Here is a 24,347-nt window from a genome sequence, read left to right on the forward strand (position 1 = left end):
CGAATTGTGCAGTGCATCAGGGGCGTGCGACAAGCAAACGGCAGCTACGTCCGGTCCAAAGCGCTTAAGCCGCGGCAGGCAGCGTTACGCCAATATCAGCATGCCAGCGCTGCCAGACCGGCTGCGGACCGGGCGGCATATCGGGCAGGATGCCCGGCTCGCGCGCGCCCTCCCCGGTCGCATGGTAGTCGGAGCCCGCCGAGGCCAGCAGGCCATGCGCTTCAGCCAGTCGCGCGTAGCGCTCGAAGTCGGCCGGATGGTGGCTACCCGAGACCACCTCGATGCCCTCGCCGCCCGCTGCCTTGAACTCCTCGATCAACTCGCCCATGGTCTGCCGACCAAATTCATAGCGGCCCGGGTGGGCGATGACGGCCACGCCACCCGCCGCACGTATCCAGCCGACTGCATCGGCCAGAGTCGCCCACTGATGGGCCACATAGCCGGGCTTGCCGCGCGCCAGATACTTCTTGAATACACCCTTCATATCCTTGGCCAGGCCGCGTTCGATCAGATGCCGGGCAAAGTGTGCACGCCCGATCATCTCGGGGTTGTCGGCGAACTTGCGCGCGCCTTCCAGCACGCCACCCACCCCGACTGCGGCCAGCGCCGCATCCATGCGCACCGCCCGCTCATCCCGTCCCAGGCGCACGCTGGCCAGTCCGGCTTGCAGCACCGCATTCGCCGGGTCGAAACCCAGGCCGACGATATGCAGTGTGTGCTTGCGCCAGCTGACCGAAATTTCCACCCCCGGCAAAAAGCGCATGCCCAAGCGCCGCGCCTCATCTGCCGCCGCGGCCAGGCCGCGCAGATCATCATGATCAGTCAGCGCAAACAGCTGACAGCCGCGCGCATACGCACGCGCCACCACTTCGCGCGGTGGCAGCATGCCGTCAGAGACATTGGAATGGGCGTGCAGATCGACGGGCAACATGATGAATCCTCCAATACGGCAGTGTATCAGAGCCACCCCATGGGCCCGCGGGCTAAGGCCGGCACCTGGCTGGCCGCTTACCGCAAAGCGACTGGCCAGCGCGCCGATCTCGCGGCTTAGTGCGCGGCCTCGCCGCCCAGCATGGCCAGAATCTCAGCGGTCTTGGCCTGCATCAGTGCTTGATCGGCGCGAGACTCGACATTCAACCTCACCACCGGCTCGGTATTCGAAGAGCGCAGATTGAAACGCCAGTCGGCGAAGGCGATGCTGATGCCATCGGTACGGTCCACCTGCAGAGCCAACGGCGCATAGTGGGCTTCGATGCGCGCAATGGCCGTCTTGGCATCGGCCAGACGCCGATTGATCTCGCCCGAGGACGGATAGCGCGCGATGCGTTCGGCCACCAGGCTGGACAGCGGCGCCGCCTTGATGGACAGCAGCTGCGCCACCAATAGCCAGGGAATCATGCCGCTATCGCAGTAGGCAAAATCGCGGAAGTAATGATGGGCGCTCATCTCGCCACCATATACCGCGTCCTCCAGCCGCATACGCTCCTTGATGAAGGCATGGCCGGTCTTGCACAGCACCGGCGTGCCGCCGGCCGCCTCGACCACTTCCATCGTGTTCCAGGTCAGGCGCGGGTCGTGGATGATCTTGCTGCCCGGCTGACGATGCAGGAAGGCTTGCGCCAGCAGGCCAACGATGTAATAGCCCTCGATGAACTCGCCCGTCTCGTCAAACAGGAAGCAGCGGTCGAAATCGCCATCCCAGGCAATGCCCATATCGGCGCCGTGTGCACGCACTGCGGCGGCCGTGTCGGCGCGGTTCTCTGGCAGCAAAGGGTTGGGAATACCATGCGGAAAATGCCCATCCGGCTCGTGATGGACCTTGATGAACGCTACCGGCACCCCACGCCGGGCGAATTCGGCTTCCAGCACATCAATCACATGGCCAGCTGCACCGTTGCCGGCATTCACCACCAAGCGCAAGGGGCGCAAGGCCGCGCAGTCGATATAGCCAAGCAGGTGCTGAACATAGTCGGCCAGGATCGATTGCTGGCTTAGCCTGCCTTGCCGCGAGGCGGCGGGGAAGTCGCCACGCTCGGCGCGCGCCCGTATCGCCAACAGACCGCTGTCGCCGCTGATCGGCTGCGCACCGCGCCGCACCAGCTTCATGCCGTTGTAATCCATCGGATTATGGCTGGCCGTCACCTCGATGCCGCCATCCACATCCAGATGAAAGGCCGCGAAATAGACTTCCTCGGTACCGGTCATGCCGATATCGATCACGTCCGCACCGCCATCCATCAGACCGCGTGCCAACGCCGCCTTCAGGCTCTCGCTGCTCAAGCGCACATCGCAGCCCAGCACCACGCGACTGGGCTGCAGCTCGGCGGCATAGGCGCGGCCAATACGGTAGGCAATGTCTTCATTCAGCTCGTCGCCAAGACGGCCGCGGATATCGTAGGCCTTGAAACAGCTCAGGGTTTGGCTCATGGCAGGCAATGTCTCGATCAAAGAGGGAGCAAATGCGGCGGATGCATGTTCATCAGTCCCCGCTGGTCGGCGCTTCAGTGCCGGCCGTAGCTATCTTCAAAGCGCACGATATCGTCCTCGCCCAAGTAGGCGCCCGACTGCACTTCGATCAGTTCCAGCATCAGCTTGCCTGGGTTTTCCAGCCGGTGCGTGGTGCCAAGCGGTATATAGGTAGACTGGTTCTCGCTCAGCAGGCTGACCTGCTCGCCACAGGTCACCCTGGCCGTACCGCGCACCACAATCCAATGCTCGGCACGGTGGTAATGCATCTGCAGCGAGAGCGAGGCGCCCGGCTTGACCTCGATGCGTTTGACCTGGAAGCGCCCACCCGCATCAATGCCCTCATAACTGCCCCAGGGCCGATAGACTTTGCGATGGGTACTGCATTCGCTACGCCCAGCCGCCTGCAGATGCTCGACGATCTTCTTTACTGACTGGGCCTGATCCTTGTGTGCGACCAGCACCGCATCGGCTGTTTCAACGATCACCAGATCCTGCACGCCAACAGCGGCCACCAAGCGGTGATTGGCATGCACCAGGCAATCGTGACTGTCCTGCTGCAGGACATCGCCAAGCAGCGCATTGCCATTGGCGTCACGTTCCAGAATATCGGCCAAGGCCGACCAGGAACCGATATCACTCCAGCCGATATCAGCTGCCACCACTTCACCCAGCTGGGTGTGCTCCATCACCGCATAGTCGATCGAATCGCTCGGGCAGGCTGCAAAGGCCGCCGGTGCCAGACGGGTGAAGTCGAGGTCCCGCTCGGCGCCCGCCACCGCCGCTTGAATCTGCGCCAGCATCTGTGGCTGCAGGCGCCCGAGCTCGGCCAAGAAGGCATCGGCACGGAACAGGAACATGCCGCTGTTCCAGAAATGTCCGCCCGCATCCAGCATGGCCTGCGCCCGCGCGGCGTCCGGCTTTTCGATGAAACGCTGGATCGCGTGCAGACCATCGGGGCTGGCCGCGCCGCGCTGGATGTAGCCATAACCGGTATGCGGCGCATCGGGCACGATGCCAAAAGTCACCAGCTTGCCGCTGTGTGCAGCCGGTAGCGCCTGCTCGATGCAGTGATGGAAGGCGTCGGGATTCTGAATTACATGATCGCTGGCCAGCACCAGCAGCACAGCGTCGGGGTCGGCCTGCAAGGCCAGCAGTGCACCGGCGGCAATCGCCGGGGCGGTATTGCGCGCCACCGGCTCCAGCACCACATGCGCGGGCTGACAGGCGATGGCCCGGCATTGCTCGGCCACCATGAAACGGTGCTCGGCATTGGTCACCACAATGGGCGCCGCCGCACCGGCAGGAATGCGCGCAATGGTCTGCTGCAGCAGCGAAGCTTCGCCGGTCAGGGCCAGGAATTGCTTGGGGTAGGCAGCGCGCGATAGCGGCCACAGGCGTGAACCGCTACCGCCGCACAGGATCAAGGGAACCAGGGACATCGACTTCCTCCAACTTATTGTTCATTGGCAGGGAGGCGCTACTGGCGCGACCTGAGGCGCTTCGGCAAGCTGCGCTCCGCTGTCTTGGGGCGCTTTTTAGCACGTCTTGGCGCGCTTGCCTGCCTGGCGGGCTTTTTACCGGTCGATATGCGGCCTTTTAGCCCAAGTCCACATACATCACCGCCAGAATCTCGATTTCTTCCTCGCCGGCCGGGCCGCGCAGCAGCACCACATCACCTTCGCGCGCCTTCAGCAGGCAGCGCGCCAGCGGTGAGATCCAGCTGATATGACCCTTATCGAGATCAAGTTCGTCCACGCCGACGATGCTGACGGTCTGCTCCTCGCCATTGCCACGCAAGACGGTGACCGTGGCAGAGAAAAACACCTGATCAGTCGCCTCGCGCATGGCCGGGTCGACCACTTCGGCATTTTCCATGCGCTTGGTCAGAAAGCGGATGCGCCGGTCTATCTCGCGCAGGCGCTTCTTGCCATAGATGTAGTCGCCGTTTTCCGAACGGTCGCCATTGCCGGCCGCCCAGTTGATCATCTGGGTCAGCGCCGGGCGCTCCTTGCTGACCAAGTCGTGCAGCTCGGCGCGCATGCGCTCCCAGCCGCCTGGGGTCATATAGTTCTTGGTCGAACTCGGTAGCTGCAGGTGCTCGGGTAGCGCCTCGTCCTCGTCGGCCTCGCTCTCGCGGGTGAATGCCTTGTTCATGGCGGGGTCGCTCAGCGGTCGGGCGTGCGGCCGGTCATGTTCAGGCCGGCCCATTTGAGCACCGACAGCACTTCACGCTCATCCAACTCGTAATACTGGCCGCGCTTGAGGCGCCCAGGCAGATTGAGCATGCCGAAGCGCACGCGCATCAGGCGCGAGACGGTCAGGCCGAAGTGCTCGAACATGCGGCGCACTTCGCGGTTGCGGCCTTCCTTGAGGATGACGCGATACCAGTGGTTCATGCCTTCGCCGCCCTGGTCCTGCATGGTCTGGAAGCTGGCCATGCCGTCTTCGAGCTCGATGCCATCCAGCATCTGCTGGCGCTGTTCCTCAGTCAGGCTGCCCAACACGCGCACCGCGTACTCGCGCTCCACTTCGAAGCTCGGGTGCATCATGCGGTTGGCCAGATCGCCCGAGGTGGTGAAGATCAGCAGGCCCGAGGTGTTGTAGTCAAGACGACCGATGGCCACCCAGGCCGAAGATTGCACTTTGGGGAGGCGGTCGAACACCGTGGTACGACCTTCCGGATCATCGCGGCTGACCAGCTCGCCTTCCTGCTTGTGATACATGAGGATACGCGGCAGGCGGTCCGGCCATTTGATATCAACCGGCTTGCCATCAAAACGCACCTGATCACCCGGGCTCACGCGCGAGCCGGGCTCGGCCAGCTTGCCATTGATGGACACGCGGCCATGGCTGACCCATTCGTCGCAATCGCGGCGCGAACCTACGCCGGACAGGGCCAGCGCCTTCTGGATGCGCAGGTCGCCAATGTATTTGACGTCCACACGCTTCTCGCGCAGCTGCTGCGCATCGGCTTCCTGTTTCTCGCTACCACGGCGCAGGCGCAGCTTCTTGGCGCGCTCGACCACCGGGGCGGCTTGCACCGCATTCGCCTTGCGCTGCTCACGGCGCGCATCGGCATCCAGCTGGGGGCGAGGTTGGCGTGCTACGCGCTCGCCACGGTTGGCGGCATCGCCCCCCTCTTCGCCATAGCGTTTGCGCTGGCGTTCTTCCACACTGCCAAACGCACGTCCACCCATCACATGTTGTTCAAACTGCGGCTTGCGGCCGGCCGGGGCATCCCCCTGCGCACGCGCACGCCCTTCGCCGCGCGGGCCGGTCGGTGCGGCGCGATTCCCATCGACGGGGCCACGACGCGTATCGCGCGGCTGCTCGCCATAGCGGCCTTCCGACTGACCGCCGCGCGGACCACGCGCTGGTGCGCCTTCCGGGTTGCGGCCACGCGGGCCGCCGGCAGGCGCGGCGCGATTACCGTCCACCGGAGCACGGCGCGTGTCGCGCCCACCCTGTTCGTAGCGGGTGTCGCCGGCCGCAGCGCGCGGGGCGCGCGGCTCCTGACCATAACGGCCATCCGGGCCAGCACTGGTCTGACCGCGTGCGCCACGGCCGGTCGGCGCGGCATTGCCGCGACCGCGGCCGCCTTCTTCGGTGAAGCGTCCGCGCGATTCATCGCGCCCGGCAGGGCCGCCAGGCTGGGGGCGGCCGCGGCCAGCCCCACGTGGGGCGGGGGCATTGCCGGTGTAGCTGGCAGGCGATTTCGGGGCGGGTTTACGGGGCGGGGCCATGGGCGATACTCCAATGACAAACGGCGGTGCGGGCACCGCCGTTGCCAATAAATTGATTCGAATGAGGCGATTATAGCGCTTTGGCCGGCTCTACAGCCGCAGCACGTGCCAGCCAGTCCCAAACACGTGGGTTATCCATATGCGCCAGATTGAAACGCAACCAGGCCGTGGTCTCGCCACGCGGGCAAAATAACGAGCCCGGCGCCAGCATCAGTCCCTCTTCCACCGCGGCCTGGGCGAGCGGCGCGGTGTCCATCACGCCGGGCAGGCGCGCATAGCAGAACATGCCGCCGCTGGGCTGCGCCCATAGCGTGTAACCCATGTTTTCCAGGCGCGGCAGCACGGCGTCGCTGACCTGCTTGAGGCGGGTCTTCACGCGTTCCATATGCTTGCGATAGGCGCCTTCGGTCAGCATCGCATGCATGACGCGCTCCGCCACTTCCGAGGTGGATAGCGAGGTCAGCAGCTTCAGATCGCACAGATCCTGCGCGCGGCGCGGGTCGGCCACGATATAGCCGACGCGCAGATTGGCCGACAGGGTCTTGGAAAAACTGCCGATATAGATGACCCGGTTCAGCTGATCGAGCGCCGCCAGCCGCTCGCCAGGGCCGGTCTGGAAGTCGCTGAAGATATCGTCCTCGACAATGGTCAGATCGTATTTCTCGGCCAATTGCAGGATCCGGAAGGCATTGGCGCGATTGAGGCTGGTGCCGGTCGGGTTGTGCAGCACACTATTGGTGATGAAGAGCTTGGGCTGATGCTCAGCCAGCAACTGCTCGAGCACCGCCACATCCGGGCCGTTCGGCGTGCGCGGCACGCCCAAGAGGCGCGCGCCGTTCAGTTTCTGGTTGGCAAACAGATTGAAGAAGCCCGGCTCATCGACCAGCACCACATCGCCCTCATCGACCAGATAGCGCGCGATCAGGTCAAGCGCCTGCATGGCGCCCGCGGTTAGTACGATCTGCTCGGGTTGTGCCTCGATCTCCAGCTCGGCCAGCCGCACACACAACTGCTGGCGCAGCGGTCGGTAACCAAACGGCTCGCCGTAGGAAGTCAGTCGGGCATTCGGGCGGCGGGTCAGGTCACGCAGCGCTTTTTCCAGCTCGGCCTGCGGCATCCAGTCGGCCGGCAGCCAGCCGCAGCCGGGGCGCAGCAGATTCGCATCCGAGGTCAGCGCGTCATGCCGCAGCAGCCACAGACTATCCACACAGCGGCGTAACGGCGGCTCGCGGCGTGGCGATAAATGCGAGCTGGCCTCCATGCGCGAGGCAACGAAGAAGCCAGCACCGCGGCGCGACTGCACATAGCCGAGCGCCACCAGGCGGTCGTAGGCCTCCACCACGGTGAACTTGGACACATGGTATTCGGCGGCAAAGCGGCGGATCGAGGGCAGGCGACTGCCCGCGCGCAAGCTCTTGTCGCCGATGCGGGCGATGAACTGCTCAACAATCTGCTCGACCAGCGGGCGGGCGGCGGCATGGTCAACGACTAGGGGCGTCATGGCGGGCTCTCCGGCGTGTACCGGCACAAACTGTCCGGACTGTCTGGCGATTGTCTGCCGGATAGGCGCAGACAGCAACGCCGATTACCCGTATCGCTTAGCCGCTCGGATCGGCCTGCTGAACCAGGTCGCTCAGTGCTGCCCTAATGCGCCTGCTCGCGCCGCCGTACCACGGTCACGCTGCATGGCGATTCGGCCACTACCTGGGCGGATACGCTGCCCAGATGCCGGCGCAGCGCCGAGCTTTCACGTGCACCCATGATCAGGTGGTCGACCTGATTCTGGCGCGCGAACTCGACCAGGGCGCTGGCCGGGTCGGGCGCCGCCAGCACATGGAAGGTGATGCGTGCCTCGGGCAGGGCCAAGGGCTTGGCCCAATGACGCACACTGACCATGCGCTTCACGCGCAAATTGCGCCCCGCCTCGTCCTCATTGAAATCGATGCCGATGCGCTGGGTCTTCAGCACGCTCACGCAGGCCAGGCGCGCCTCGCCCGCCACACTCATCAACAGCCGCACCGAGCGCAGCAGCGATTCATTCAGCGCCTCCTGCCCAGGCGACACATCCACCGCCACCATCACGATGGGCGCACGGTCGAGCCGTTCGGCCGCACTGTGCTGGGCGACCGGCTCGCGCCCCAGTGCGCGCAGCCAGCGCTTGAACACCGGCCAGAGTGCGTCGGCCTCGCGCTTGTCGGCCAGCGCGGTAAGCGGTAACTGGTCGGGGTGGCGCAGCACCAGGGCCAGCTCGGCCGCAGTGGCAAAGCGTTGTGCCGGGTCCACCGCCAAACAGCGCAGGATGATCTGCTGCAGCCAGGGCGGACAGTCGGCACGCAGCGCGCGCGGCGGCGTGGGATCACGCCACAGGCGCTTGCGCACCCCAGCCTGGCTGGTGGGGAAGCCAAATGGGCGCACACCGGTCAGCAGGTAGTAAAGCATCACGCCCAGGGCAAACAGATCGGAGCGTGGCTCATTGCGATCATGCAAGACCTGCTCGGGCGACATATAGGGCGCGGTGCCGAGCGGCAGGCGGAATTCCTCGGCCAGCAGATCAGGCAGGCGGTCGTGGCGTGCCAGGCCAAAGTCCACCAGCACCGCCGTGCCATCGGGGCGGAACAGGATATTGCTCGGCTTGATATCGAGGTGGATGACCTGCTGGCGGTGCAGATCGTGCAGCGCCTCGGCCACCCGCGCGCCAATGCTGGCCACCACCTCAACGCTCAGCGGCAAGTCATCCAGCCGCGCACGCAGCGATGCACCGCCCACCCGCTCCATGACCAGATAAGGCTGGGCGGTGAAGTCACCGCTGGCGACAAATGCGGGTACATGCGGGCCATGCAGGCGTGGCAGGATCATCTGCTCGGTCTCGAAGCCGACGATGGCGGTCGGATCATCCTCACCGCGCAGACGCGGCAGCTTCATCACCATCTCGCCGCGAAAATGCGCATGGCTGACCGCCCAGATGGTGGCCATGCCACCATCGGCCAGTTTTTCCTGCAGGGTAAAGCCGTCGATCTGCTGGCCAGGCTGGAAATCCAGACGCGCCATGCTCAGCCCGCCGTTTCCAGACGACGTGCCAGCGGCTCGGGCAGGCCGGCGGCACGCACCGCCGCGGCAGCGCCCGCATTGTCGTAAGGCACGCGCCGGAAAGTCAGGCTCTGGCTGTCGGTATCGAATAGCGCATAGGCGGCGGCCGGATTGCCATCGCGCGGCTGGCCGGCCGAACCGGGAATCGCCAGCCAGCGCCGCGGCCCCGCCAGCGGAATCGCCTGCCCAGGCACCGGCAGGTAGTGGCCCAGCTTGCCCATGCTGGACAGGTTGTACAGCGCCGGGTCGTGCGCATGGCCGCAGAAGATGAATTTATGCGGTACGGCCGCCAGCGCATGGGCGGCATCGGCCGGGCTCAGCACATACTCCCATTCCTCCGGCTGCCAGGGGTTGGCATGGGCGAAGAAGCACTGCTCGAGCTCGGCCGTCAGTGGCAGGCTGTGCAGGAAATCGCGCTGATGCGAAGCGAGGCGCGGGCGCGTCCATTCGATCACCGCCTGGGCATCGGGCCGCATGCTGCGGCGCAGCGTGCCCGCGGTGGCCGCATCATGATTGCCTCGCACCGCAATCGCGCCCCATTCCACATAGTGCATGACAGTATCGAGTACCCATTCCGGGTCCGCCCCGTAGCCGACGTAATCACCCAGAAACACATAGCGATCGGGACTGAAGTCGGCCGCATCGTCGAGGCAGGCGCTCAAGGCCTGGCGATTAGCATGAAGATCGGTCAAGAGGGCAAGCAGCATGGCGGCAGATTCGACAGAACAGGCTTCCAGCATAAGGCCTGGCGCGCCTACACTGTTGCCCTTTATCAAACCCGGGTCGCCCGCCATGTCCGATTACGCCCTGCGCCTCGCCCGCCTGCACGCCGAACTCGACATCCGCGCCGACCACCCACAGCTGCAGGCCCTGCCCTGCTGCAGCGAAGCCAGCCTGCTGGTGCCGCTTGGCCTCGATGCCTTCGGGCGCGACCAGTTCGCCGAACCGACCACGGCGGCCGCCTGGCGCGCCATGCACGCGGCCGCGCTGGCCGACGGCGTGGTGCTGCAGCTCGCCTCCGCCTTTCGCAGCGTCGACTACCAGGCCGGTCTGATCCGCCGCAAGCTGGCCCAAGGCCAGAGTATCGACGCCATCCTGACCGTGAGCGCCGCGCCCGGCCATAGCGAGCACCACACCGGCCGTGCGCTGGATATCACCACGCCCGATAGCGAGGCGCTGGAACCAAGTTTCGAACACACCCCCGCCTTTGCCTGGCTGCTCTTGCATGCGGCGCGCTTTGGCTTTCGCCTCAGCTACCCGCGCAACAACCCCTACGGCATTGCTTACGAACCCTGGCACTGGTGCTATGCACCGGCTGCCACCACCCCGGCCTGACCATGCCCCATACCCAACTCTGGCTGATACGCCACGGCGAGACCGCCTGGAATGCCGAACGTCGCTTCCAAGGCCATACCGATGTGCCGCTGAACGCCACCGGCGTGCAGCAGGCCAAGAAAGTGGCCGAGAAGCTGATCCGCCAGCACGGCCAGCAGTCGTTCAGCGCCGTGTACAGCAGCGATCTGAGCCGCGCGCGCCATACAGCCGAGCCGACCGCGCTGGCGATCAAACTGCCGATACGCCTCGACGCACGCTTACGCGAACGCCACTACGGCGTGCTGTCCACGCTGACCCCGGAAGAAATGGCTGCCGAGCACCCGGAAGCGTTCCGCCACTGGCAGCAACGCGACCCGGCCTATGTGCTGCCTGAGGGCGAGAGCCTCAACCAGTTCAATCAGCGCGTGCTCGACGCGCTGGCCAGCATCGCGCGCGAGCACCCGGGCCAGGCGGTCATCGTGGTCGCGCATGGCGGCGTGCTCGATTGTGCCTACCGCGCCGCGCAGAATATGCCGCTGTCCGAGGCACGCCAGCACCCGCTGCACAATGCCAGCGTGAACCAGCTGCGCTTCGCCGACGGCCGTTTCCATATCGAGCGCTGGGGTGATATCGGCCACCTCGAACAAGCCGCCATCGACGAGCTGTAGACCATGGCCAAGGCAAAGACCGTCTACACCTGCGCCGAATGCGGCGGCATCAACCCGAAATGGCAGGGCCAATGCCCGCACTGCCAGGCCTGGAACACGCTGAGCGAGACGCTGGCACCCGAGCCGCGCACGGCGAACAGCCGCTTTCATGCGCTGGCCGCTGGCGGCGGCGTGCAATCGCTGGCCGATGTCGACACCGCCGAAGCGCCGCGCACACCGACCGGCAGCGAGGAACTCGACCGCGTGCTGGGTGGCGGCTTGGTGCGAGGCGCCGTGGTATTGATCGGCGGCGACCCCGGCATCGGCAAATCCACGCTGCTCTTGCAGGCGCTGTGCCACCTGGGCCAGCAACAGCCGGTGCTGTATGTCTCAGGCGAAGAGTCGGCGCAGCAGATCGCGCTACGCGCGCGCCGTCTAGCCCTGGAAGCCGGGCCGGTGCGCCTCCTAGCCGAGATCAATCTGGAAACCATCCTCGCCACCCTGGCCAAGGAAAAACCGCAGATCGCGGTCATCGACTCGATCCAGACCGTGTATTCCGAGCAGCTGCAATCGGCACCGGGCAGTGTAGCCCAGGTGCGCGAATGCTCGGCCCAGCTGACCCGCTATGCCAAGCAGAGCGGCACCACCATCCTGCTGGTCGGCCATGTGACCAAGGATGGCGCACTGGCCGGCCCGCGCGTGCTCGAACATATCGTCGACGCAGTGCTGTATTTCGAGGGCGATACCCATTCGAGCTTCCGCCTGATCCGCGCGCAGAAGAACCGCTTCGGCGCAGTAAACGAGCTGGGCGTGTTCGCCATGACCGACAAGGGCTTGCGCGGGGTCAGCAACCCGTCTGCACTTTTCCTCAGCCAGCACAGTGAACCGGTGCCGGGTGCCTGCGTACTGGTCACTCAAGAGGGTACCCGCCCCCTGCTGGTCGAAATCCAGGCCCTGGTGGACGAGGCCCATGCGCCGAATCCCAAGCGCCTAGCCGTGGGTCTGGAACAGAACCGGCTCGCGCTGCTGCTGGCGGTACTGCACCGGCATGCGGGCGTGGCCTGCTTTGACCAGGATGTCTTCCTGAATGCCGTGGGTGGCGTGCGCATTGCCGAGCCGGCGGCCGACCTGGCCGTACTGTTGGCCATCGTGTCCTCGCTGCGCGGCAAGGCCCTGCCCGAAAAGCTGGTGGTGTTCGGCGAAGTGGGGCTGGCGGGTGAGGTACGCCCGGTACAGCGCGGCCAGGAACGCCTGAAGGAAGCTGCCAAACTCGGCTTTACCTGCGCCATCATCCCCAAGGCCAATGCACCCAAGACCCCGATACCAGGCATGAAGGTCACCGCGGTGGAGCGGCTTGAGCAGGCCGTCTCGGCCATGCGTGGCGACTGAGCTATCGCGTCTATCTAAACATTCAATCGCCCGATCCATTCCGGTTGCGCGGATGTTCGGTTACGATTCGCTCCGTACTGCCGGTTGCCCCGGCGCGTTCTAGATCGATTGGAGAAATAATGAGCAACGAGCTGATTCACCACGTAAGCGATGCCAGCTTTGATAACGACGTACTGAAGGCCGAAGGCCCGGTGCTGGTCGACTACTGGGCTGAGTGGTGCGGTCCGTGCAAGATGATCGCCCCGATCCTGGACGAAGTGGCGAATGAATATGCTGGCAAGCTCAAGGTCAGCAAGCTGAACATCGATGAAAACCAGGCCACCCCACCCAAGTACGGCATCCGCGGCATCCCGACCCTGATGATCTTCAAGGATGGCGCCGTGGTGGCCACCAAGGTCGGCGCGCTGAGCAAGTCGCAACTGACCGCCTTCATCGACAGCCATATCTGAGTCGACACCCAGCGAAATACCCGAAGCCGCGTGCCTGCCCTACGACAGCCACGCGGCTTTTATATTGCTGCTCGTTGACAGCCAGCAAACGCGCAACTAAGCTCCGCGCATACCTAGATCCAGCGATTGCCGATGTTTCCTTTCCGGCAATGACCGGCGCCCTGCCGAGCCTCTCAGTACTCCCAGATTAAATAAATCCCTCCACCCAGACTGGAAAGTCTATCCGCACATGCATTTGTCCGATCTAAAGCACAAGCACGTATCCGAGCTGGTCGATATGGCCACCGATATTGACGGTGCAAACCGGATGCGCAAGCAGGACCTGATCTTCGCCCTTTTGAAGAGCCAGGCCAAAAAAGGCGAAAGCATCTTCGGCGACGGCACCATGGAAGTGCTGCCCGATGGCTTCGGCTTTTTGCGCAGCCCCGATACCAGCTACCTGGCTGGCCCAGACGACATCTACGTCTCGCCCTCGCAAATCCGCCGCTTCAACCTGCATACCGGCGACACCGTCGAAGGCGAGATCCGCACCCCCAAGGATGGCGAGCGCTACTTCGCGCTGGTCAAGGTGGACAAGGTCAACGGCGAACCGCCCGAAGCCGCCAAGAACAAGATCCTGTTCGAAAATCTGACCCCGCTGTTCCCGACCAAGCGTTTGCAGCTTGAGCGCGACATCAAGTCCGAACAGAACATCACTGGCCGCATCATCGATCTGGTCGCACCGATCGGCAAAGGCCAGCGCGGCCTCCTGGTTGCGCCGCCCAAGTCGGGCAAGACCGTGATGCTGCAGAACATCGCGCATGCGATCACCGCCAATCACCCCGATGTGGTGCTGATTGTGCTGCTGATCGACGAGCGCCCCGAGGAAGTGACCGAAATGAGCCGCAATGTGCGCGGCGAAGTGGTCGCCTCGACCTTCGACGAACCGGCCACACGCCATGTGCAGGTCGCCGAGATGGTGATCGAAAAGGCCAAGCGCCTGGTCGAGCACAAGAAGGATGTGGTGGTACTGCTCGACTCGATCACTCGCCTGGCGCGCGCCTACAACACCGTGATCCCGGCCTCGGGCAAGGTGCTGACCGGCGGTGTGGATGCGAATGCCCTGCAAAAGCCCAAGCGCTTCTTCGGCGCGGCACGCAATATCGAGGAAGGCGGTTCGCTGACCATCATCGCCACCGCCCTGATCGATACCGGCAGCCGCATGGATGACGTGATCTACGAAGAATTCAAGGGCACCGGCAATATGGAAATCCATCTCGACCGCCGCATGGCTGAGAAGCGGATTTACCCGGCCATCAACGTCAACCGCTCCGGTACCCGCCGTGAAGAGTTACTGATTCCCGCCGAGCAACTGCAGAAGATCTGGGTGCTGCGCAAGCTGCTCTATCCGATGGACGAGCTCGAAGCGATGGAATTCCTGTTCGATAAGATCAAGCAGACCAAGACCAATAACGACTTCTTCGATTCGATGCGTCGTTGATGGATGTTAGGTTCTTGTTCACCTGATCCTGCAACCGGCCTGTTCCCAGGCCGGTTTTGCTTTGCGCCGCGCGTGGTTTTTCTTGCCCAATCAAGACGTTCTCACGCATAATCGCGAACTTTTCTACGTAAGACGGGCGCTGCACAACCCAGGCCCACCTTTAGCTAAGGGACCCCCGAAATGAAAGCTGGCATTCACCCCGAGTACAACGAAGTCATCTTCTTTGACGCTAGCGTTGACTTCAAATTCCTGACCCGTACCACCATGAAGGCACGCGGTGCTGAAATGATGAAGTGGACCGACGGCAAGGAATACCCGGTCGTGCGTCTGGACGTGTCGTCCGAATCGCATCCCTTCTACACCGGCAAGCAAAAGATCGTCGATACCGCTGGCCGTATCGAGAAGTTCAAGAACAAGTTTGCTCTGTACGGCAAGAAGTAATTCCTGCGCGTATTTGCGAAAAAGGCAGCCTAGGCTGCCTTTTTTGTTGTGTCTGCCGCAGGCCATGCGACCCCGGCCCCACGCCTGTTAGACTCCGCGCATTGCCCAGCCGCCCCTCACGATGCTCACCTACACCCCGCCCCACGAACAAGACCTACCCCCTGCGACCGAGAAGCCCTGGCTGCTCCTGCTGCTTTGCCTAGCCTGGCTGCTGCCTGGCCTGCTTGGGCGCGAGCCGCTCAAGCCAGACGAGATCATCGTCAGCGATATCGTGCGCCATCTGCTTGACGGTGGCAGCTGGAGCCTGCCGCAAATGGCCGGCGAGCCCTGGCTGGAGCGCGCACCGCTGTTCTACTGGGTGGCGGCCGGTTTTGCCTATCTGGGCCAGTGGCTGGGCCTAAGCTTGCATGAAGGTGCGCGGCTGGCTACCGGCGCCTGGATGGCACTCGCGCTATGGGGCGTTGGCCTCGCTGCGCGCGAACAGATTGGCCGGCGCCATGGGCGCAGCGCGGTGTTGATCCTGATTGGCTGCGTGGGCCTGTTGATGCCCGGTCACTCGCTCAGCGGCGATGTGGCGGTGCTGGCTGGCTGGGGCTGGGGCATCTATGCGCTGGCGCTCGCACCGCGCCTTCCCTTCCCGGCCGGCGTGCTGCTTGGTGTGGCGATGGCGGTCTGCGGCTTGGCTGGCAGCCTGGCCGAGGCCGCCCTGCTGCTGGTGCTGGCACTCGGCCTACTGTTGTTCCGCCACTGGCGCTTCCAGCGCTATGCGCTAACCCTGATTATCGCCATGGCGATTGCCCTGCCGCTGATCGCCAGCTGGCCGCTCACCCTGCGCCAGGTGGCGCCGGCTGCCTTCACCAGCTGGTATGACATCTACTCACTCGGTTTCTTCGGTGGCTTTGCCCAGCTGCGCGCGCTGCACCCATTTGGCTACTACCTGTCCCTGCTACCCTGGTTTGCTTGGCCAAGCTGGTTCCTGGCCGGCGCCACGCTGTGGATGCAGCGCGACCGCCTGCATCAGCCGCGCTTCCAGCTGCCGCTGCTGGCCGGCGGCCTCACCTTGCTCTGCCTGCTGCTGTCCGATAGCGGCCGCGCGGGTTACGCGCTGCTGCTCTTGCCGCCACTGGCGCTGATCGGTGCGGTAGGACTCGATGTGTTGCGCCGCGGTGCCGCGTCCTTCATCAACTGGTTCGGCGTGCTGACCTTTGGCTTCCTGGCGCTGTATATCTGGGTGATCTGGAGCGCCATGCATCTGGGCAGCCCGGCGCGCCTGTCCGAGCGCATCCGCGAGCTGGCGCCCAGTTTCGAGGCCAGTCTGTCCATCCCCGCCCTGGTCCTGGCGGTACTGATGACGGCGGCCTGGCTGTGGGCGGTATCGCGCAGCCGCACCATGGGCCGCCAGGCGGTCACCAACTGGGCCGCCGGCATCACACTGTGCTGGGGCCTGGCTACCGCCTTTGCCAGCGGCTGGGTGGATGCGCGCACCAGCTACCGCGACTTTGCCGCCAGCCTGGCCGGCCAGCTACCCAAGCATGAATGCGTTAGCAGCGAGAACCTGCAAAGCAATCAGCGCGCGGCCCTGCATTACTACCTGGGCCTGAACACCAGCAGACGCGAGATCCACCCCGATAGCGACTGCCGCTGGCTGCTGCGCCAGGGTGGGCGCGAGACACTATCGGCGCCGCCCGGCTGGCAGGAAGTCTGGCAGGGGGCTCGCCCCGGCGATCGCAACGAACGCTATTACCTGTACCGGAAGCCGGTCGTATGAGCGATAGCGCCACCCTGGTCGGCATGCTGGCCGGCTTTTGCACCACCGCCGCCTTCCTGCCCCAAGTGATCCGGGTCTGGCGCACGCGCCGTGCCGACGATATTTCCCTCGGCATGTATCTGCTCTTTGTCAGCGGCACCATACTGTGGCTGGTCTACGGCCTGATGATCGGCTCGCTACCAGTCGTGCTGTACAACATCATCACCAGCCTGCTGGCCGGCGCAGTCCTGCTGCTCAAGCTCTACTTCGAGCGCCAGCGTCGCCAAGCGGTACAAAAGAATCACTAAGCGCCAGGAACTTGGCGACGAAGCTGCTGGTCGGAGCTGCTGCATAGGGACTACACTGCACACCATGTCTGGGCTCTACACTCTCTTTCTGCGGCTTCTGCCGGCCATCTGCGTCGCCATCATGACGCTGTTGCCCGCGCACGCCGCTGCGCCCAGCCCGCTGATCAAGAAGCCAGCCGTGCAGCAGATGGAAGAGCCCTGCCATAGCCCCATGGCCAGCAAGACTGTCAGCAGCAAGCCCGCCAAGAGTGATTGCTGCAATGGCGGTGACTGCAGCGCCAAATGCGCGAGCCAATGCGTGAAGCTGACCCCGATGGGCCTGCTGTTTGGGCAGGCCGATAGCCGGCTCTGCCGCCCCAGCCCCCTGCTGGCCGATAATTTCGACAGCTCCAGCCTGCCACTCCCTGAGCGGCCTCCCCGTTTGATCTAGTCTTCCCTCACGTGCTGCGCCTGCCCCTGGGCATGCGCTGTCCTTGTTGTTGGCCGCTGTCTGCGGCCGAACCGGAGACTGGTATCTTGAAACTCCCCCTCCTTGCCCTGCCTTGGCTATGGGCAGCGGGCGGCGCCTGTGTGCTTGCCGCCGCGCCCGACTATCCGCCGCTGGCGCGCTTTGATGCCGCGGCCCAAGCTGCCGTACAGGCGCGACTGCAGCAGCCGATCGATGCCGAGCGCGCTGCGCAGCTCGCACTGCTGCAACACCCCAGCGCCCGCCTCGCCTTACTCGAACTGGGTAGCACGCCGAACGCCCTGCTGGCTGCAGGCCTGCTTGACCCCGCGCGCTTCGATGCCTGGCAGGTATTGGCCAGTGCGAATACCCGCCTCGACAGCAGCCGGAGCAGCCAACTGGCCGAGCTTCAGGCCATCGCCCACACAGCGCAACAGGCTTGGGTAGAGGCTGCCGCCGCACAGGCGCTGCTGCCCCTACTCGATCAGGCGCAGACCGCCCACCAGGCCCAGGTAGAGCTGGCGCGCAGTCGGCGTGCGGCGGGCACGCTGGCACGCCTGGATGAGGCGGAAACGACTGCCGAGGCGGCCGAAGCCGAGCTAGCCGTGCAGGACGGCCACGCTGCGGCCCAGATCGCACTCAGCCATCTGCGCCAGGCGCTGGGCCTGCCGCCTGGCAGCGCCCTGCAGCTGAGCCCACTTGCGGCACCGCCGCGCGCTGCACCCGAGTTGGCCAGTCTGCTCGCCCAAGCACGTCTGAAAAGCCATGCGCTGCGCCAGGCGCTGGACGAAGCGCGCCGCGTGCCGGACAGCGAGCAGAACGCGCTCCAGCAGCGCCCGCTCAGCCTGCCGCTTCTGGATGGGCGCAATGCGCTCGGCCATCGCGACAACCAGCTGGCCGCGCGCCTGAAAGCCGAGCGCAGCATCCTGCAGGCCGAGGCCGAGTTGAGCGAGCGCCGTAGCCGCTATCTGCAGGCGCTGCAGCGCTGGCAGCTGCTTCAGGACCGGATCCTGCCCGAGCGGCGCACGGCGCGCAGCGAGATGCTCAAGCACTACAACGGCATGCTGCGTGGCGTGGATGCGCTGCTGGAGAGCAGCCAGGCGGAACTCGCAGCCCAGCAGCAGCTGATTGAGGCCCAGCGCGATGCCTGGCTGGCCTGGCTGGCTCTGGAGCAAAGCGTGGGCGGGCGCCTGCCTGTGCCAGCCACAACCGACGCTGCCCCCGGCCCGGCCCCCAACCCAGCCCCTATGCAGCCCATGCCGCACACCATGCACCGGCATGGACATCCGCAGCCGCCCGCCGACAAGGTCGAGCCAGCGCAAGCTGCCCATCACTGATTGCCTGCGCAAGGATATCCGTATGCAAAGACGTACTTTTCTCAGCAGCCTGGCCGGCTCGGTAGCGGCCCTGGCAGCCTTACCCAAGGCACAAGGCGCCGAACAGGCAGTGCAGGCGCTTGGCCTGCCTTCCAGTGATGTGGCGCGCGGCGGCCGCACGCCGGTGGTGACCCTGAATGGCCAATCCCTGGCCTGGACCCTGCAAGACGGAGTGAAGGAGTTCCGCCTGGTGGCCGAGCCGATCGAGCAGGAAGTGGCGCCCGGCATGAAGGCCAAGTTCTGGGGTTATAACGGCAGCACGCCCGGCCCGACCATCGAGGCCATCGAAGGCGACCGCGTGCGCATCTATGTGCAGAACAAGCTGCCCGAGCACACCACCATCCACTGGCACGGCCTCTTGCTGCCCAATGGCATGGATGGTGTGGGTGGCCTGAACCAGGCGCAGATTCCGCCCGGCAAGACCGGCGTATACGAGTTCACGCTGACCAAATCCGGCACCTTCATGTACCACCCGCATGCCGACGAGCAGGTGCAGATGGCGCTGGGCATGATGGGCATGTTCATCGTCCACCCGAAAAACCCGAATGAGCGGCGCGTCGACCGCGACTATGCGTTTCTGCTCTCGGCCTACGATATCGAGCCGGACACCATGACGGCCAAGACGGCCACCATGACCGACTTCAATCTGTGGACCTTCAACTCACGCACCTTCCCTGCCATCCAGACCCTGGTGGCGCGCCAGGGCGAGCGGGTGCGCATCCGGGTCGGCAATCTGACCATGACCAACCACCCGATCCATCTGCATGGCCATATCTTCAAGGTGACCGGCACCGATGGCGGCTGGGTGCCGGCCAGCGCGCAATGGCCGGAAGTCACCACTGATGTGGCGGTAGGCCAGATGCGGGTGATCGAGTTCATTGCCGATGCGCCGGGCGACTGGGCCTTCCACTGCCATAAATCGCACCACACCATGGGGCCGATGGGGCATGCAGTGCCGAATATGTTGGGCGTGGACCAGCAGAAACTCACCGCCAAGATCGAGCGACTGCTACCCGGCCAGCACTATATGGCCATGGGCAGCAATGGCATGGCCGAGATGCAGGACATGGCCAATATGGGCGACATGATGCCGCTGCCGGCCAATACCCTGCCCATGATGACCGGCGAAGGCCCATATGGGCCGATCGAGATGGGTGGCATGTTCACGGTGCTGAAAGTACGTGCCGATCAGAAAGCCGGTGATTACAGCGACCCGGGCTGGTATGCGCAGCCCAAGGGCACGCAGTCCTGGATCATCGATTAAGCCAAGGAGAACATTATGAAAGCCCTCACCCTGCTACTGGCTGGCGCGCTTGCCTTCAGCGCCCAGGCCGCCACCCTGTACAAGAGCCCCACTTGCGGCTGCTGCGGCGCCTATGCCGACTATCTGAAAGCCCAGGGCATTGCCCATAGCGTGGTAGCCAGCGACGCCCAGCTGGCCCAGATCCGTCAGCAGCATCCGACTGGCGACAAAGCCAGCTGCCATACCCTGCTGATCGCCGGCTATATCGTGGAAGGCCACGTACCGGCCGAAGCGATCCGCAAGCTGCTGCGCGATAAGCCGGCCATCCGGGGTATCGCCCTACCGGGCATGCCGGCCAGCTCGCCAGGCATGGGGCCAGCCCAGCCTGGCAGCCTGTCCATCGTCACCCTGGAAAAGAATGGCAGCAGCAAGCCCTTCCTTACTCTCTAAGCCAACTAATCAAGACAAAGGAACTGCCATGCGCTTCATCCCCACTCTCGCTGCCCTCATGCTGGGCAGCGGCGCCCTGGCCGGTGGCCAGCACGCCGGCCATCATGCTTACAGCTTTGGCGAACCGGGCAAGGCGGCTGAGGCCAGCCGCACCATCACCGTCGAGGCCAATGACCAGATGCGCTTCGTCCATGAACCGTTCGAAATCAAGCAGGGCGAGACCGTGCGCTTCGAAGTACGCAATAGCGGCAAGGTACGCCATGAATTCAGCATCGGCGACGCGGCCAGCCAGCGCGCCCACGCCCTGATGATGAAGAAAATGCCCGATATGAAACATGACGACGACCCGAGCGCCGTCACGCTGGAACCAGGGGAAAGCAAGACCCTGGTGTGGAAGTTCAGCAAGGCCATCCCGGCCGGGCATGTGCTGTTCGCCTGCCAGATTCCTGGCCACTTCGAAGCTGGCATGCATAGCAAGGTCAAGCTGAGCAAGTAAGACCTGCTGGCCGGACGCCCATGCCGGCCAATGCCATGGGCACTTGAAAGGAGCCTCTTCAATGCAGCAAACCACCTTGCGTATTCTGGCCCTGCTCGGCCTGCCCAGCCTCGCCTATGCGGCCAGCTGCTGTGGCATGGCCATCTGCTGCGGCCTGCCCTGCTGCCCATAAGGCAGCCCAGCCAGAAACGACAATGCCAGCCCTTGGGCTGGCATTGTCGTTTCTGGCGCACGCGGCGTGATCTACATGGTGTGCGTGGTACGCGTGGACTGCAGCGCACCGCCCAAAAGGCCCTCGATCTTGGCGCGGGCCTGGGTACCGGCCTCATTGGCCGAGAATTGCACACCGATGCCCTGAGTGCGGTTGCCATGCCCACCGGCCGGGCTGATCCACACCACCACGCCCGACACGGCGATACGGGCCGGATCTTCCAGCAATTGCAGCAGCATGAAGACTTCGTCGCCCAGGCTGTAGGCCTTGGCAGTCGGAATAAAGATGCCACCGCCCTTGATAAAGGGCATATAGGCGGCAAACAGGCCGGCTTTTTCCTTGATGCTGAGCGAGAGCACCCCACCGGCACGGGGGGCGCTGGCTGCAGCAGCGGGTTTGGGCGCTTCAGACATCGGGTTCAACCTTTTGGCATGGGCCTGACGGCCTGCTGATAAGCAAAAAACAGTTGTTCGTAAACCAGGCGGGCATTGAGTGGATGGCTGGCCAGCTTCTTCGCGGCCAGTACCGTATCGTGATAGCGCATCAAACGCACCGGGTCGAGCCCGCTCGCCAAGGGCGCCAGCCGGCTCATGTCATCGGGATAATAACGGACAGAGTCGGCCAGGCCCAAGCGCGCCAGATCATAAACCCAGCGCGCGAGCCAATCGGTGACCTTGCCGACCTCGAGTTTCTGCTTGTCCAAGCGCTCGGCGAGGGCAAGAGGATCAAGCTGGCGCGGCTCGGCTAGCTCGGCTAGCAGGGCGCGCCGCAGGGCCAGTGCACTGGCATCGGCACGCTCAATCGCAGCCAGTGGTGCACCGCCCGCCTCGGCCAGATGGGCGGCCGCATCAGCAAGACCCTGCGCCTCCAGCCAGGCCAGGGCCTGCGCACGTTCGGGCAGCGGCATCGGCAGCTGGCGGCAGCGGCTGCGTATGGTGGGCAGCAGGCGACGCCATTGATGGCTGATCAGGATGAAGATCGCGCCGGGTGGCGGCTCTTCCAGCGTCTTCAGCAAGGCATTCGCGGCGGCCAAGTTCAGTGCCTCGGCCGGCTGTACCAGGGTTACCCGCTGGCCGCCGCGGTGGGCGCTCAGGTGTACGAAGTCATTGAGTTCACGCACCTGGTCGATGGTGATCCAAGCCGAGGGCTTTTTCTTGGCCTTGCTCTCACTGTCGGCCTCCTCGTCCTCCACCACCGGGGTCAGCTCGCGGTAATCGGGGTGGTTGCCCGCCTCCACCCAGCGGCAGGCCGCGCATACCTCACAGGGCTTGGCGTCGCTCGTGCTCTCGCACAACAGCGATTTGGCCAGGTGGCGCGCAAAGGCCAGCTTGCCGATGCCCGGCTCGCCGGTGATCAGCAGCGCATGATGCTGACGCGCATCCTGTGCACGCAGCGCCTGCCAGGTCGTGCCTTGCCAGGGATACAGCATCAGGCGGACTCCAGCTCGGCCAGGATGGCGGCCAGCTCGGCCTGGATCGCCGCCAGCGGCCTATCCGCATCGATGATGCGCAAGCGGCCCTGCGAGGCCGCGGCGCGCGCATGGTAGGCACTGCGCACGCGTTCGAAGAAGGCATCCTGCTCACGCTCGAAGCGGTCGAGCTCGCGCCCATTGGCCAGCCGTGCGCGGCTGACCGCCAGCGGCACATCGAACAGCAGGGTCAGATCAGGCTGCAGCAGGCCCGCAGGGCGCCCCTGCACCCATTGCTCCAGCGCGGTGAACTTATCGAGCGCCAGTCCACGCCCACCCACCTGGTAGGCATAGGTTGCATCGGTGAAGCGATCACACAGCACCCACTGGCCGCGCGCCAGCGCCGGCTCGATCAGGCCGGCCAGGTGTTCGCGCCTGGCGGCAAACATCAGCAGCGCCTCGGTTTCCAGGTCCATCTCCTCGCTCAGCAGCAAGGCGCGCAGCTTTTCGCCCAGCGGCGTGCCGCCCGGCTCGCGGCTGACCAGATGATCGATGCCCTGTGCGTGCAGATGCGCGGTCAACCAGGCTAAGTGCGTGCTCTTGCCCGCACCATCCAGGCCTTCCAGCGAGATAAAGCGGCCGCGCTGCATTATTTGCCCCCCAGCAGGTAGCGACGTACCGCCTGGTTGTGCTCGGTCAGCGTAGTGGAGAAATATGAGCTGCCGTCGCCCTTGGCCACGAAGTACAGTGCCTTGGACTGGGCCGGGTTGGTGGCAGCCAGCAAGGAACCCATGCCGGGCATGGCAATCGGCGTGGGCGGCAGACCGCCGCGCGTATAGCTGTTGTAGGGCGTATCGGTTTCCAGGTGCACCTTGCGCAGATTGCCGTCAAAGGCCTCGCCCAGGCCGTAGATGACCGTCGGGTCGGTTTGCAGGCGCATGCCGATGCGCATGCGGTTATGGAATACCGAGGCAATCATCGCCCTGTCCTTGGCCGCGCCGGTTTCCTTCTCGATGATGGAAGCCAGGGTCAGCGCCTCATACGGGCTCTTCAGCGGCAGATTGGCGGCACGCGCCTCCCAGGCTGCAGCCAGCTGCTTTTGCATGGCCTGGTGCGCACGCTTGAGCACCTGGATATCCGAGCTTTGCTTGGCAAAGTGATAGGTATCAGGGAAGAACAGGCCTTCCGGGCTGGCGGCATCGCTACCCAGCAGGGCCAGCAACTCGGCATCGCTGAGCTTGCCCGTGTCGTGGCGCAGCTCGGGGTGACGGGCAAGCGCAGCCTTGACCTGGCGCCAGTTCCAGCCTTCCAGCAAGGTCAGCGTGGCGCTGGAGACATCGCCATCGGTGAGCTTGGCCAAGAGCTGCAGGGGCGTGAGCGGCGTACTGATCTCATAGCTGCCGGCCTTGATGCGCGCCGCCGAGCCATTCACGCGCGCTACCAGGGTCAGCAGCCAGGGCTCGGTGACCAGACCTTCGGCCGCCAGCTGATTGGCCGCCATGCGCATGGTGCTGCCGCGGCTCAGTTCGAAAGCGCGTGGCGCATCGGTAAGTGGAAAGGGTGTGCTCAGATAACGGCCGATATAGGCGCCGGCCGCAGCCAGTAGCAGCACCAGGATCAGCAGCAGAAAGCCCAGCACGCGGC

General features: G+C 64.6%; 25 protein-coding genes. 13 read left to right on the forward strand and 12 right to left on the reverse strand.

From position 1 onward, the window contains the following. Positions 1 to 64 precede the first annotated feature (64 nt). From BT173_RS16320 to BT173_RS16355, 8 genes are all read right to left on the reverse strand, one after another. Positions 65 to 931: a 3',5'-nucleoside bisphosphate phosphatase gene (locus BT173_RS16320; protein ID WP_072429742.1), complete on the reverse strand. Its 867-nt coding sequence runs from the start codon at positions 929 to 931 to the stop codon at positions 65 to 67. 116 nt (positions 932 to 1,047) lie between these two features. Beyond that, positions 1,048 to 2,427 carry a phosphohexomutase domain-containing protein gene (locus tag BT173_RS16325; RefSeq protein WP_072429743.1) on the reverse strand — a complete coding sequence of 460 codons (1,380 nt, stop codon included), beginning with the start codon at positions 2,425 to 2,427 and terminating at the stop codon, positions 1,048 to 1,050. 74 nt (positions 2,428 to 2,501) lie between these two features. Continuing rightward, on the reverse strand, positions 2,502 to 3,908 hold the full coding sequence (locus BT173_RS16330; RefSeq protein ID WP_072429744.1) for a mannose-1-phosphate guanylyltransferase/mannose-6-phosphate isomerase: 1,407 nt from the start codon (positions 3,906 to 3,908) through the stop codon (positions 2,502 to 2,504). A 157-nt stretch (positions 3,909 to 4,065) separates the two neighbouring features. Then, a complete protein-coding gene (greB, locus tag BT173_RS16335) occupies positions 4,066 to 4,533 on the reverse strand; it encodes a transcription elongation factor GreB (protein ID WP_308417591.1) in 468 nt (155 codons plus the stop codon). Positions 4,534 to 4,634: 101 nt separating this feature from the next. After that, positions 4,635 to 6,212: a 23S rRNA pseudouridine(2605) synthase RluB gene (gene rluB / locus BT173_RS16340; protein WP_084658763.1), complete on the reverse strand. Its 1,578-nt coding sequence runs from the start codon at positions 6,210 to 6,212 to the stop codon at positions 4,635 to 4,637. A 70-nt stretch (positions 6,213 to 6,282) separates the two neighbouring features. Further along, entirely contained in the window at positions 6,283 to 7,713 is a 1,431-nt protein-coding gene (locus tag BT173_RS16345; protein ID WP_072429746.1) for an aminotransferase-like domain-containing protein, read from the reverse strand. A gap of 143 nt (positions 7,714 to 7,856) precedes the next feature. Next, positions 7,857 to 9,260, reverse strand: a complete 1,404-nt coding sequence (locus BT173_RS16350; RefSeq protein WP_072429747.1) for a bifunctional serine/threonine-protein kinase/universal stress protein — start codon at positions 9,258 to 9,260, stop codon at positions 7,857 to 7,859. Between the two features lie 2 nt (positions 9,261 to 9,262). After that, positions 9,263 to 10,006, reverse strand: a complete 744-nt coding sequence (locus tag BT173_RS16355) for a metallophosphoesterase family protein (RefSeq protein ID WP_072429847.1) — start codon at positions 10,004 to 10,006, stop codon at positions 9,263 to 9,265. An 85-nt stretch (positions 10,007 to 10,091) separates the two neighbouring features. Between BT173_RS16355 and BT173_RS16360 the strand changes: the two genes are divergently transcribed. The 13 genes from BT173_RS16360 (at position 10,092) to BT173_RS16420 (ending at position 21,084) form a co-directional block, all read left to right on the forward strand. Then, positions 10,092 to 10,634, forward strand: a complete 543-nt coding sequence (locus BT173_RS16360) for a M15 family metallopeptidase (RefSeq protein WP_072429748.1) — start codon at positions 10,092 to 10,094, stop codon at positions 10,632 to 10,634. A gap of 2 nt (positions 10,635 to 10,636) precedes the next feature. Continuing rightward, positions 10,637 to 11,281, forward strand: a complete 645-nt coding sequence (locus BT173_RS16365; RefSeq protein ID WP_072429749.1) for a histidine phosphatase family protein — start codon at positions 10,637 to 10,639, stop codon at positions 11,279 to 11,281. Between the two features lie 3 nt (positions 11,282 to 11,284). Then, positions 11,285 to 12,649, forward strand: a complete 1,365-nt coding sequence (gene radA, locus BT173_RS16370) for a DNA repair protein RadA (protein WP_072429750.1) — start codon at positions 11,285 to 11,287, stop codon at positions 12,647 to 12,649. 119 nt (positions 12,650 to 12,768) lie between these two features. Then, positions 12,769 to 13,098 carry a thioredoxin TrxA gene (trxA, locus tag BT173_RS16375; protein WP_072429751.1) on the forward strand — a complete coding sequence of 110 codons (330 nt, stop codon included), beginning with the start codon at positions 12,769 to 12,771 and terminating at the stop codon, positions 13,096 to 13,098. A gap of 229 nt (positions 13,099 to 13,327) precedes the next feature. Continuing rightward, positions 13,328 to 14,578 (forward strand): transcription termination factor Rho, encoded by a 1,251-nt coding sequence (rho, locus tag BT173_RS16380; protein WP_072429752.1) that lies wholly within the window; start codon positions 13,328 to 13,330, stop codon positions 14,576 to 14,578. Positions 14,579 to 14,758: 180 nt separating this feature from the next. Further along, positions 14,759 to 15,019: a type B 50S ribosomal protein L31 gene (locus tag BT173_RS16385; RefSeq protein ID WP_072429753.1), complete on the forward strand. Its 261-nt coding sequence runs from the start codon at positions 14,759 to 14,761 to the stop codon at positions 15,017 to 15,019. A 121-nt stretch (positions 15,020 to 15,140) separates the two neighbouring features. Continuing rightward, positions 15,141 to 16,787: an ArnT family glycosyltransferase gene (locus BT173_RS16390; protein ID WP_072429754.1), complete on the forward strand. Its 1,647-nt coding sequence runs from the start codon at positions 15,141 to 15,143 to the stop codon at positions 16,785 to 16,787. Continuing rightward, entirely contained in the window at positions 16,784 to 17,074 is a 291-nt protein-coding gene (locus tag BT173_RS16395) for a SemiSWEET family sugar transporter (protein WP_072429755.1), read from the forward strand. The genes BT173_RS16390 and BT173_RS16395 overlap by 4 nt, the downstream gene beginning before the upstream one ends. A gap of 121 nt (positions 17,075 to 17,195) precedes the next feature. Continuing rightward, a complete protein-coding gene (locus BT173_RS16400) occupies positions 17,196 to 17,504 on the forward strand; it encodes a hypothetical protein (RefSeq protein WP_139256204.1) in 309 nt (102 codons plus the stop codon). Positions 17,505 to 17,590: 86 nt separating this feature from the next. Continuing rightward, entirely contained in the window at positions 17,591 to 18,856 is a 1,266-nt protein-coding gene (locus tag BT173_RS16405) for a TolC family protein (protein ID WP_139256205.1), read from the forward strand. A gap of 22 nt (positions 18,857 to 18,878) precedes the next feature. Continuing rightward, positions 18,879 to 20,159 carry a multicopper oxidase family protein gene (locus tag BT173_RS16410; RefSeq protein WP_072429758.1) on the forward strand — a complete coding sequence of 427 codons (1,281 nt, stop codon included), beginning with the start codon at positions 18,879 to 18,881 and terminating at the stop codon, positions 20,157 to 20,159. Between the two features lie 15 nt (positions 20,160 to 20,174). Then, positions 20,175 to 20,588 (forward strand): DUF411 domain-containing protein, encoded by a 414-nt coding sequence (locus BT173_RS16415; RefSeq protein WP_072429759.1) that lies wholly within the window; start codon positions 20,175 to 20,177, stop codon positions 20,586 to 20,588. Positions 20,589 to 20,616: 28 nt separating this feature from the next. Beyond that, positions 20,617 to 21,084, forward strand: a complete 468-nt coding sequence (locus tag BT173_RS16420) for a cupredoxin domain-containing protein (protein ID WP_072429760.1) — start codon at positions 20,617 to 20,619, stop codon at positions 21,082 to 21,084. 243 nt (positions 21,085 to 21,327) lie between these two features. Here the strand turns inward: BT173_RS16420 and BT173_RS16425 are convergent, their stop codons facing one another. The 4 genes from BT173_RS16425 to mltG are packed head-to-tail and all read right to left on the reverse strand — an operon-like array spanning position 21,328 to position 24,342. Further along, positions 21,328 to 21,708, reverse strand: a complete 381-nt coding sequence (locus tag BT173_RS16425) for a PilZ domain-containing protein (protein WP_072429761.1) — start codon at positions 21,706 to 21,708, stop codon at positions 21,328 to 21,330. A gap of 5 nt (positions 21,709 to 21,713) precedes the next feature. Beyond that, positions 21,714 to 22,724: a DNA polymerase III subunit delta' gene (gene holB, locus BT173_RS16430; RefSeq protein ID WP_072429762.1), complete on the reverse strand. Its 1,011-nt coding sequence runs from the start codon at positions 22,722 to 22,724 to the stop codon at positions 21,714 to 21,716. Continuing rightward, positions 22,724 to 23,353, reverse strand: coding sequence for a dTMP kinase (gene tmk / locus BT173_RS16435; RefSeq protein ID WP_072429763.1), 630 nt, complete (start codon positions 23,351 to 23,353; stop codon positions 22,724 to 22,726). Before tmk ends, holB begins: the two co-directional genes overlap by 1 nt. After that, on the reverse strand, positions 23,353 to 24,342 hold the full coding sequence (gene mltG, locus BT173_RS16440) for an endolytic transglycosylase MltG (RefSeq protein WP_217651495.1): 990 nt from the start codon (positions 24,340 to 24,342) through the stop codon (positions 23,353 to 23,355). Before mltG ends, tmk begins: the two co-directional genes overlap by 1 nt. Positions 24,343 to 24,347: the final 5 nt, after the last annotated feature.

Source organism: Chitinimonas taiwanensis DSM 18899, from assembly GCF_900119825.1.
GTDB lineage: Bacteria > Pseudomonadota > Gammaproteobacteria > Burkholderiales > Chitinimonadaceae > Chitinimonas > Chitinimonas taiwanensis.

Coding starts and splice junctions, on each gene's coding strand:
- BT173_RS16320 (WP_072429742.1), bottom strand. CDS start 931: ATGTTGCCCGTCGATCTGCACGCCCATTCCAATGTCTCTGACGGCATG.
- BT173_RS16325 (WP_072429743.1), bottom strand. CDS start 2,427: ATGAGCCAAACCCTGAGCTGTTTCAAGGCCTACGATATCCGCGGCCGT.
- BT173_RS16330 (WP_072429744.1), bottom strand. CDS start 3,908: ATGTCCCTGGTTCCCTTGATCCTGTGCGGCGGTAGCGGTTCACGCCTG.
- greB (WP_308417591.1), bottom strand. CDS start 4,533: ATGACCCCAGGCGGCTGGGAGCGCATGCGCGCCGAGCTGCACGACTTG.
- rluB (WP_084658763.1), bottom strand. CDS start 6,212: ATGGCCCCGCCCCGTAAACCCGCCCCGAAATCGCCTGCCAGCTACACC.
- BT173_RS16345 (WP_072429746.1), bottom strand. CDS start 7,713: ATGACGCCCCTAGTCGTTGACCATGCCGCCGCCCGCCCGCTGGTCGAG.
- BT173_RS16350 (WP_072429747.1), bottom strand. CDS start 9,260: ATGGCGCGTCTGGATTTCCAGCCTGGCCAGCAGATCGACGGCTTTACC.
- BT173_RS16355 (WP_072429847.1), bottom strand. CDS start 10,006: ATGCTGCTTGCCCTCTTGACCGATCTTCATGCTAATCGCCAGGCCTTG.
- BT173_RS16360 (WP_072429748.1), top strand. CDS start 10,092: ATGTCCGATTACGCCCTGCGCCTCGCCCGCCTGCACGCCGAACTCGAC.
- BT173_RS16365 (WP_072429749.1), top strand. CDS start 10,637: ATGCCCCATACCCAACTCTGGCTGATACGCCACGGCGAGACCGCCTGG.
- radA (WP_072429750.1), top strand. CDS start 11,285: ATGGCCAAGGCAAAGACCGTCTACACCTGCGCCGAATGCGGCGGCATC.
- trxA (WP_072429751.1), top strand. CDS start 12,769: ATGAGCAACGAGCTGATTCACCACGTAAGCGATGCCAGCTTTGATAAC.
- rho (WP_072429752.1), top strand. CDS start 13,328: ATGCATTTGTCCGATCTAAAGCACAAGCACGTATCCGAGCTGGTCGAT.
- BT173_RS16385 (WP_072429753.1), top strand. CDS start 14,759: ATGAAAGCTGGCATTCACCCCGAGTACAACGAAGTCATCTTCTTTGAC.
- BT173_RS16390 (WP_072429754.1), top strand. CDS start 15,141: ATGCTCACCTACACCCCGCCCCACGAACAAGACCTACCCCCTGCGACC.
- BT173_RS16395 (WP_072429755.1), top strand. CDS start 16,784: ATGAGCGATAGCGCCACCCTGGTCGGCATGCTGGCCGGCTTTTGCACC.
- BT173_RS16400 (WP_139256204.1), top strand. CDS start 17,196: ATGACGCTGTTGCCCGCGCACGCCGCTGCGCCCAGCCCGCTGATCAAG.
- BT173_RS16410 (WP_072429758.1), top strand. CDS start 18,879: ATGCAAAGACGTACTTTTCTCAGCAGCCTGGCCGGCTCGGTAGCGGCC.
- BT173_RS16415 (WP_072429759.1), top strand. CDS start 20,175: ATGAAAGCCCTCACCCTGCTACTGGCTGGCGCGCTTGCCTTCAGCGCC.
- BT173_RS16420 (WP_072429760.1), top strand. CDS start 20,617: ATGCGCTTCATCCCCACTCTCGCTGCCCTCATGCTGGGCAGCGGCGCC.
- BT173_RS16425 (WP_072429761.1), bottom strand. CDS start 21,708: ATGTCTGAAGCGCCCAAACCCGCTGCTGCAGCCAGCGCCCCCCGTGCC.
- holB (WP_072429762.1), bottom strand. CDS start 22,724: ATGCTGTATCCCTGGCAAGGCACGACCTGGCAGGCGCTGCGTGCACAG.
- tmk (WP_072429763.1), bottom strand. CDS start 23,353: ATGCAGCGCGGCCGCTTTATCTCGCTGGAAGGCCTGGATGGTGCGGGC.